A 6,850-nucleotide genomic window follows, 5' to 3' on the forward strand; every position below is an offset into this window, starting at 1 on the left:
AGGTACTGGAATTGGTGTCATTTCGACGCAAGGCGCACAATGGAAACACTGACCGAAGGAGTTCCGGGGTGCCCCACCACGAGCAGAGCGTTTCACGTGAAACGCCTCCCAGCGCGCCAGCCCACAGATTCGACGACACTCCGATTGCTACCGCAGCAGCACGGGCGAGCGAGGTCCTGACGCCGGGCGGGACCGGCACCCTCCCCCGTCCGCCGCAGCCGCGAATCATGACAATCGCGAACCAGAAGGGCGGCGTTGGCAAGACGACGTCAGCGGTGAACCTGGCGGCCGGACTGGCTCTCCACGGCTTGGGAGTCCTCGTCATCGACCTCGACCCGCAGGGCAATGCCAGCACGGCGTTGGGGATCGATCACCGCAAGCCAGGCATCGCCTCGGTGTACGAAATGTTGCTCGACGATGTCGCTCTGCGCGACGCGATCCAGCGGTCACCGTTCAGCGAGCGTCTCTTCTGCGTGCCGTCGACTTTGGACCTGGCGGGTGCCGAGATCGAGCTCGTGTCTGTGGTGGCGCGCGAGAGCCGTCTGCGGAATGCCCTCGACCCGTCGCTTCTCGAGGAACTGCAGATCGATTACGTCTTGATCGACTGCCCGCCTTCGCTCGGGTTGTTGACGGTCAACGCGATGGTCGCTGCGCAGGAGGTCTTGATTCCGATTCAGTGCGAGTACTACGCGCTGGAAGGTGTCGGACAGCTTCTCCGCAACATTGAGTTGGTCCAGGCGCACCTGAACAAAGAGCTGCATGTGTCGACGATTCTGCTCACCATGTATGACGGCCGCACCAAGCTGGCCGATCAAGTCGCCGCGGAGGTCCGCAATCACTTCGGCGACAAGGTGCTGTCGACAATCATCCCTCGCAGCGTCAAGGTCTCGGAAGCTCCGGGATTCGGTATGACGATCATCGAGTACGACCCGGGTTCACGTGGAGCCATGAGTTATCTAGACGCCGCGCGCGAACTAGCCGAGCGTGGCGCCGCAGGAGGACGTTTCTAATGAGTCAGCGTGATACCCAACGTCGAGGTGGGCTTGGGCGGGGCCTGGCCGCTCTGATTCCGACTGGTCCGGCCGACGACGAGCACGGCGTCAACACCACGCGCATGGGTGCGGCCGCGGCGGACGTCGTGATCGGCGGAGGAGTTCCCAGTGCGCCGCGGACGGGACCGCGACCGTCGACGGACCTCCTCGCTCCGACCACCGGCGTCGATACTGCCGACGACGCCGTGCTGGACGAGAGTGTCGGTGCCGTCTACCGCGAGATCTCACCGTCGGACATCGAGCCGAATCCGAAGCAGCCGCGCACCGTCTTCGACGAAGATGCTCTCGCGGAGCTCGAGCACTCGATCCGCGAATTCGGTCTCATGCAGCCGATCGTCGTGCGGGCCCTCCCCTCCCCCGGCGCCGACGGTGCCAAGTATCAGCTCATCATGGGCGAACGTCGTTGGCGCGCAAGCACCAACGTCGGCCTGGAGGCCATCCCGGCGATCGTGCGCGAGACGCCGGACGGTGACTTGCTGCGGGACGCGCTCCTGGAGAACATCCACCGGGCCCAGCTGAACCCTCTCGAAGAAGCGGCGGCGTACCAACAGCTGCTCGAAGAGTTCGACGTGACACATGAGGAGTTGGCGAATCGCCTTGGTCGATCCCGGCCTGTGATCACCAATATGATCCGGTTGCTCAAACTCCCGATTCCCGTTCAGCGTCGCGTCGCTGCCGGTGTGCTGTCTGCCGGCCATGCGCGGGCGCTCCTCGCACTCGATGCCGGCACCGAGGCCCAGGAAGCACTCGCCGCACGGATCGTGGCCGAGGGGTTGTCGGTGCGAGCGACCGAAGAAGCGGTGACGCTCGCCAACCGTGATGGTGTCGACGACAAGCCTGAGCCGAAGAAGCGGCGGCCGATGGAGATGCCGGGTCTGCAGGATGTGGCGAATCGGTTGTCGGATCGGCTCGACACGAAGGTGACTGTCAGTCTGGGCAAGCGAAAGGGCCGCGTTTCAATTGAGTTCGGTTCGGTCGATGACCTCGAGCGGATCGTCAATGTGATCGCCGAGAATTCCGAAAAGTAGGGCGTGATTACCCGCAACCCGGAATAGCAGGCCGATTCGTCACAGTGACATCAGTGGTTTTACCGATGTTCGGGCGTAGTTGAGAGCATAAAGAGGAGTACGACAGCAATGGCAGTCTCGGTGGAGTCGCTGGAACTCGAGAACTTCGAGACTCTTCCGCTGCATTCTCGACGCTGCGTTTTCTGGGAGGTCGATCGAGCCGGCACCTCTCCCGCGATCGATACGGTGATCGCGGCCGGCTCGTCGAACGACACCGCCGGGCCGGAGAGCGAGTTCGACAAAGAAGCCTGGCTCTCCGGTCTGCTACTCGAGTGGGGTGTCTGCTGTCAGGTCGCGGTTGAGTCGACCACCGAGCGCGTAGTCGGCGCCGCGTTCTATTCGCCGCCGGGTCGGGTGCCACGGGCCCACCACTTCCCCACCGCACCCGTGGGCGCCGATGCGGTTCTGCTGACCACGATTCAGATGGAACCGGGTTTCGAGACGCACGCGGTCGCCCTGCTCGACGCGGTGGTCTCGGATCTCGTCCGACGCGGCGTCCGGGCAGTCGAGGCGTTCGGGTTCACCGGCGACGACGAGTCGCTCGCCATGGATCTGGTGACCCTGCTCCTCGGCAGCGGGCTGGCGGCCGACGTCTGCAGCCGGTGCATTCTTCCCACCGACATTCTGAAGGAGTTCGGCTTCGAAGTGGTCGCCGAGGACCCTTACCTGCCGCGCCTCCGCCTCGAACTCGACGAAGGCCTGGGGTGGAAGAGTCAGGTGGAGCGGGCACTGCGGAAACTGGTCGAGACCAGCACCCCGCCCGCACTCGCCGGGACTGTGCCTCAGCCCGTAACCTGCTCTGCGGCAAGCAGTTCCGCGAAAGTGTAGGTTCCGGTCGGACGATCGTTCTCGCCCAGCAGGTACATCCGCTTCACCGCGACGAGGATCGCCTCGGCGATGGTGTCGCGGACGGCCGGTGTACTCAACTCGTCGGCGTCGTGCGTGTTGGTGATGTACCCGGCCTCGATGACGACCACCGGCATCCGCGTGGACCGCAGGATGTTCCAGGTGCGCGGATGGACTCGACAATCGAGCATGTCGGTCCGCGCGACGATCTCGCGCTGAATGTAGCTGGCCAGATTGCGGCCGATGGTCGAGTACGACCCGTGGGTGGTGCCGAAGTAGAACGACGCGACGCCGCTGGCCTTCTCGTTCGGGTAGTGCCCGGTGCGCAGCGAGATCATCAGGTCGACGTCGGCCAGATTGGCGACACGAACGCGGGCGTCCTCGCTGGGAATGGTTTTGGCGTCGTGCGAGAGGAAGGTCTCCATGCCCGCGGCCGACATACGACCCTCGAGGCGGGCGGCCAGATCCCATAGGAGCGCGTTCTCGTCGCCGATGGGTGTCTCGCATCCCGGATCGATCAAGATGCGCTTACCGGTGAGCTGGGGGCCCGACTTGCGGACGTGCTCTTCTTCGCGGATGGCGTGCGGCGAGCCGCCGGTGACGCGAGTGCCGAGGCGTTCCAGCGACCGAAGCGTCGACGGGCCGCAGATGCCGTCCGAGGAGAGTCCGTACTCGGTCTGGTACAGCCCGACGGCGTGGTGGGTCACTTCGCTGAAGACGCCGTCGACCAGGCCGTGGTAGTACCCGAGGTTCTGGAGCCGGGACTGCAGTGTCGCGACGTCGTCGCCGGACATCGGTGCCGACAGGCGGTAGAGCAGGATGCGTGAGCCGAGGCGGTACGACGCCTCGCGGAGGGCGGTGTAGGTGGCGTGTCCGACGAGGCCGTCGACGATCAGGCCGCGCTCCTGCTGGAAGGCGCGAACCGCGCGGTCGCAGGCTCTGTCGAACACGGCTTCCGGGGGCGACCATGGCGTCGCATCGTTGGTGGGGGGCGACGGTGGGCTGGCGGGCAGAAGACCCCGACCTGCAAGAATGGCCCTGATCTCGGCCACTGCAGACCCGTGGTCTCCCAGACGCAACACCTGCATACGTACATCCCACTTTCTTGACACGCCGATTCGGGCCGCACCCCGATGACCCGATTCTCGCATCATTGTCTCAGTCGGAAACGGCAGCGACAAATGATCGACACGATCTGTGACGATTGACCTACACCCGCGGTGGCGGGTGTAGGCCGAAGTGGTCGTGAGCGGCTCAGGCGAGAACGTCAGAGAGCTCGCGCAGCAGCGCGGCCTTCGGCTTGGCGCCCATGATCGTCTTCACCGGCTTACCACCCGAGAACAGCATCAGGGTCGGGATGCTCATGATCTGGAAGTCGCGTGCGACGTTCGGGTTCTGGTCGACGTCGACCTTCGCCACGGTCAGCTTGTCGCCGTTATCGCGAGCGATCTCTTCGAGCACCGGGGCGACCATCTTGCAGGGACCGCACCAGGTGGCCCAGAAGTCGACGAGCACGGGCTTGGTGCCTGACGCTTCGATGACCTCACTGACGAACGTGGCGTCGGTGACTGCAACGGTGTTCTCGGACATTGCTTCCTCCTGGAAGGGTCGCGAATCCGGTTCCGGATTCGAGGGGGTGGTTCAGGCGTCGGCCTGGTCGGCCAGCCAACGTTCGGCATCGATTGCTGCCGAGCAGCCGCTGCCGGCCGCGGTGATCGCCTGGCGGTAGGTGTGGTCCACGAGGTCGCCGCAGGCGAAGACGCCGGGCAGGTTGGTGTAGGTGCTGCGCCCCGCGACCTGGACGTATCCATCGTCGTCGAGATCCACCTGGCCCTTGACCAGCGCGCTGCGCGGGTCGTGGCCGATGGCGACGAACATGCCGGTCGCGTTGAGGACGCTGGTCTCGCCGGTACTGGTGTCGGTGAGTTCAAGGTCGGTGACGGAGCTGTCGCCGTTCACCTTCGACACGGTGGCGTTGGTGAGGAACTCGATCTTCTCGTTCGCGCGGGCGCGTTCGAGCATGATCTTGGACGCGCGGAACTCGTCGCGGCGGTGGACCAGGGTGACCTTCTTGGCGAACTTGGTGAGGAAGGTGGCCTCCTCCATCGCGGAGTCGCCGCCGCCGATCACCACGATGCTCTGGTCCTTGAAGAAGAAGCCGTCGCACGTGGCGCACGACGACACGCCGCGGCCGAGCAACTCCTGCTCACCGGGGACGTTGAGGTAGCGAGCGGCCGCGCCCATCGCAAGGATCACCGCGCGTGCGCGATGCACCTCGCCGCTAACCTCGACCTCCTTGATGTCGCCCTCGAGGCGCAGCGCGTCGACGTCCTCCATGCGGAGGTCGGCGCCGAAGCGAATGGCCTGCTCGCGCATCTCCTCCATGAGGTCCGGGCCTTGGATACCGTTCTGGAAGCCGGGGAAGTTCTCGACCTCGGTGGTGGTCATGAGTGCGCCGCCGAACGACATGCCCTCGAAGACGACGGGCGACAGCTCGGCGCGCGCGGCATAAATGGCCGCGGTGTAGCCGGCGGGTCCCGATCCGACGATGATGATGTCGTGGATCTGGTTTTCGGTGTCGCTCATCAATCCTCCGTAGTCGCGGTTGCCTGCCCGCTGGGCCTCGGCCGGGTCGCGGGGTCAGACGCATCAGTCAACAACACACTATTGCCCGATGTTCCCGGCGTCTCCGCACGGTGGCGCGGTCCACACTGAAAACAGCTATCGCCCGGTCATGTCATCGATGAACGCGTCGAGGCGCGAGGCGACGTCTTCGGGCATCTCGGCCGCGGCACGGCCTTCGGCCCGGAGTTCCGAGGTGACGCGGTCGAGTGCAGACAGGACTTCCTGTGCCCGGGGATCGACGGACAGACGACTACGAACGTGAGCTGTTGCGTCGGCGCTGAGCACGCCGGCGTGAAAGTCGGCGAGCAGATCCGCCGAGTACGGGGGTTCGGGCATGGCCGCGGGGAAGCTGAGGGGTGGTGAGCCAGCCATGATCTGAAACTTCGCCTGTTCTGTGTGCGTCTCGAGTGTTCTGCAGCTTCCCACTCTACTTAGACGCACGGCGTGCGGAATCGGTTCCGCGAATGCTCCTCGGGCGAGTCGCGAACAGCCGTGGGCGAAGGGTGAAACGGGCGAATGGTGGCTAGTAGTCCTCTCGGAGATAGTCCAGCACCAACGCGAGCTTCTTGCGTCCGCGCGAACAGCGACTCTTCACGGTGCCGCACGCCACCTGCAGGATCGCCGCCGCATCTGCCATCGTGTAGCCGTGGAAGTCGACGAGGACCACCGCGTCGCGCTGGTCGCTGGGCAGGACGTCGAGCGCGCGGCCGATCGACAACGACATATCGATCCCGATCGTGTAGTCGCGGGGATCCGCAAACGCCGCCGTCTCGAAGGAGATGAGTGGAAGCGTTTCGTGATTCTTGATGCGTCGTAGCCGATCGAGGCACGCGTTGACCACGATCTTGTGCAGCCAGCTCGAGACGGACGCGTCGGCCCGGTAAGTATCGGCGGTCTTGTGTATCGACATCCAGGCGTCCTGGATGGCATCTTCGGCGTCGCTGGTGTTGCCTGTGGTTCGGATCGCGATGGCCCACAGGTGATTCCGATGCCTCGTGTAGAGCTCGAGGAACGCGTTCTGGTCGCCTGCGACGTAAGCGTTCAGCAGCTCGATGTCACTTGTTTGGTTGATAGTCCCCCGAGTCATGTCGACGACACTAAGTCGGACTTCCCGGACGTTTGATGGATTTCCGAACATTGTGGATGAAAATCTGGAAACTGTGGATAACGAGATGCCCTGAAGGCGACTTATGCATAGTCCAGTGTGGGAAATCGCGGTAAACACTGTGGTCGTAGAGGTATTGCCGGTGATGTTGCGAA

Annotated in this window: 8 protein-coding genes; 3 read left to right on the top strand and 5 right to left on the bottom strand. The window is 64.3% G+C overall.

Annotated elements, in window-relative coordinates:
- Positions 1 to 68 precede the first annotated feature (68 nt).
- From GX543_RS15215 to GX543_RS15225, 3 genes are all read left to right on the top strand, one after another.
- Positions 69 to 1,010: a ParA family protein gene (locus GX543_RS15215; RefSeq protein WP_290853089.1), complete on the top strand. Its 942-nt coding sequence runs from the start codon at positions 69 to 71 to the stop codon at positions 1,008 to 1,010.
- Entirely contained in the window at positions 1,010 to 2,080 is a 1,071-nt protein-coding gene (locus tag GX543_RS15220) for a ParB/RepB/Spo0J family partition protein (RefSeq protein WP_290853092.1), read from the top strand. The genes GX543_RS15215 and GX543_RS15220 overlap by 1 nt, the downstream gene beginning before the upstream one ends.
- Before the next feature lie 108 nt (positions 2,081 to 2,188).
- Positions 2,189 to 2,947, top strand: coding sequence for a hypothetical protein (locus GX543_RS15225; protein WP_290853094.1), 759 nt, complete (start codon positions 2,189 to 2,191; stop codon positions 2,945 to 2,947).
- Here GX543_RS15225 and GX543_RS15230 read toward each other — a convergent pair.
- The 5 genes from GX543_RS15230 to sigM all read right to left on the bottom strand — a co-directional run bounded on the left by GX543_RS15230 (position 2,902) and on the right by sigM (position 6,677).
- Positions 2,902 to 4,053, bottom strand: coding sequence for an N-acetylmuramoyl-L-alanine amidase (locus GX543_RS15230; RefSeq protein ID WP_290853096.1), 1,152 nt, complete (start codon positions 4,051 to 4,053; stop codon positions 2,902 to 2,904). The genes GX543_RS15225 and GX543_RS15230 overlap by 46 nt on opposite strands.
- 166 nt (positions 4,054 to 4,219) lie before the next feature.
- Positions 4,220 to 4,555, bottom strand: coding sequence for a thioredoxin (gene trxA, locus GX543_RS15235; protein WP_290853098.1), 336 nt, complete (start codon positions 4,553 to 4,555; stop codon positions 4,220 to 4,222).
- Between the two features lie 51 nt (positions 4,556 to 4,606).
- Positions 4,607 to 5,551 carry a thioredoxin-disulfide reductase gene (gene trxB, locus GX543_RS15240; protein WP_290853101.1) on the bottom strand — a complete coding sequence of 315 codons (945 nt, stop codon included), beginning with the start codon at positions 5,549 to 5,551 and terminating at the stop codon, positions 4,607 to 4,609.
- 135 nt (positions 5,552 to 5,686) lie between these two features.
- A complete protein-coding gene (locus GX543_RS15245; protein ID WP_290853104.1) occupies positions 5,687 to 5,962 on the bottom strand; it encodes a hypothetical protein in 276 nt (91 codons plus the stop codon).
- Between the two features lie 151 nt (positions 5,963 to 6,113).
- Positions 6,114 to 6,677 (bottom strand): RNA polymerase sigma factor SigM, encoded by a 564-nt coding sequence (gene sigM / locus GX543_RS15250; protein WP_290853105.1) that lies wholly within the window; start codon positions 6,675 to 6,677, stop codon positions 6,114 to 6,116.
- Positions 6,678 to 6,850 lie beyond the last annotated feature (173 nt).

Origin of the sequence: Gordonia sp. (in: high G+C Gram-positive bacteria) (assembly GCF_012515855.1) — a bacterium.
GTDB lineage: Bacteria > Actinomycetota > Actinomycetes > Mycobacteriales > Mycobacteriaceae > Gordonia.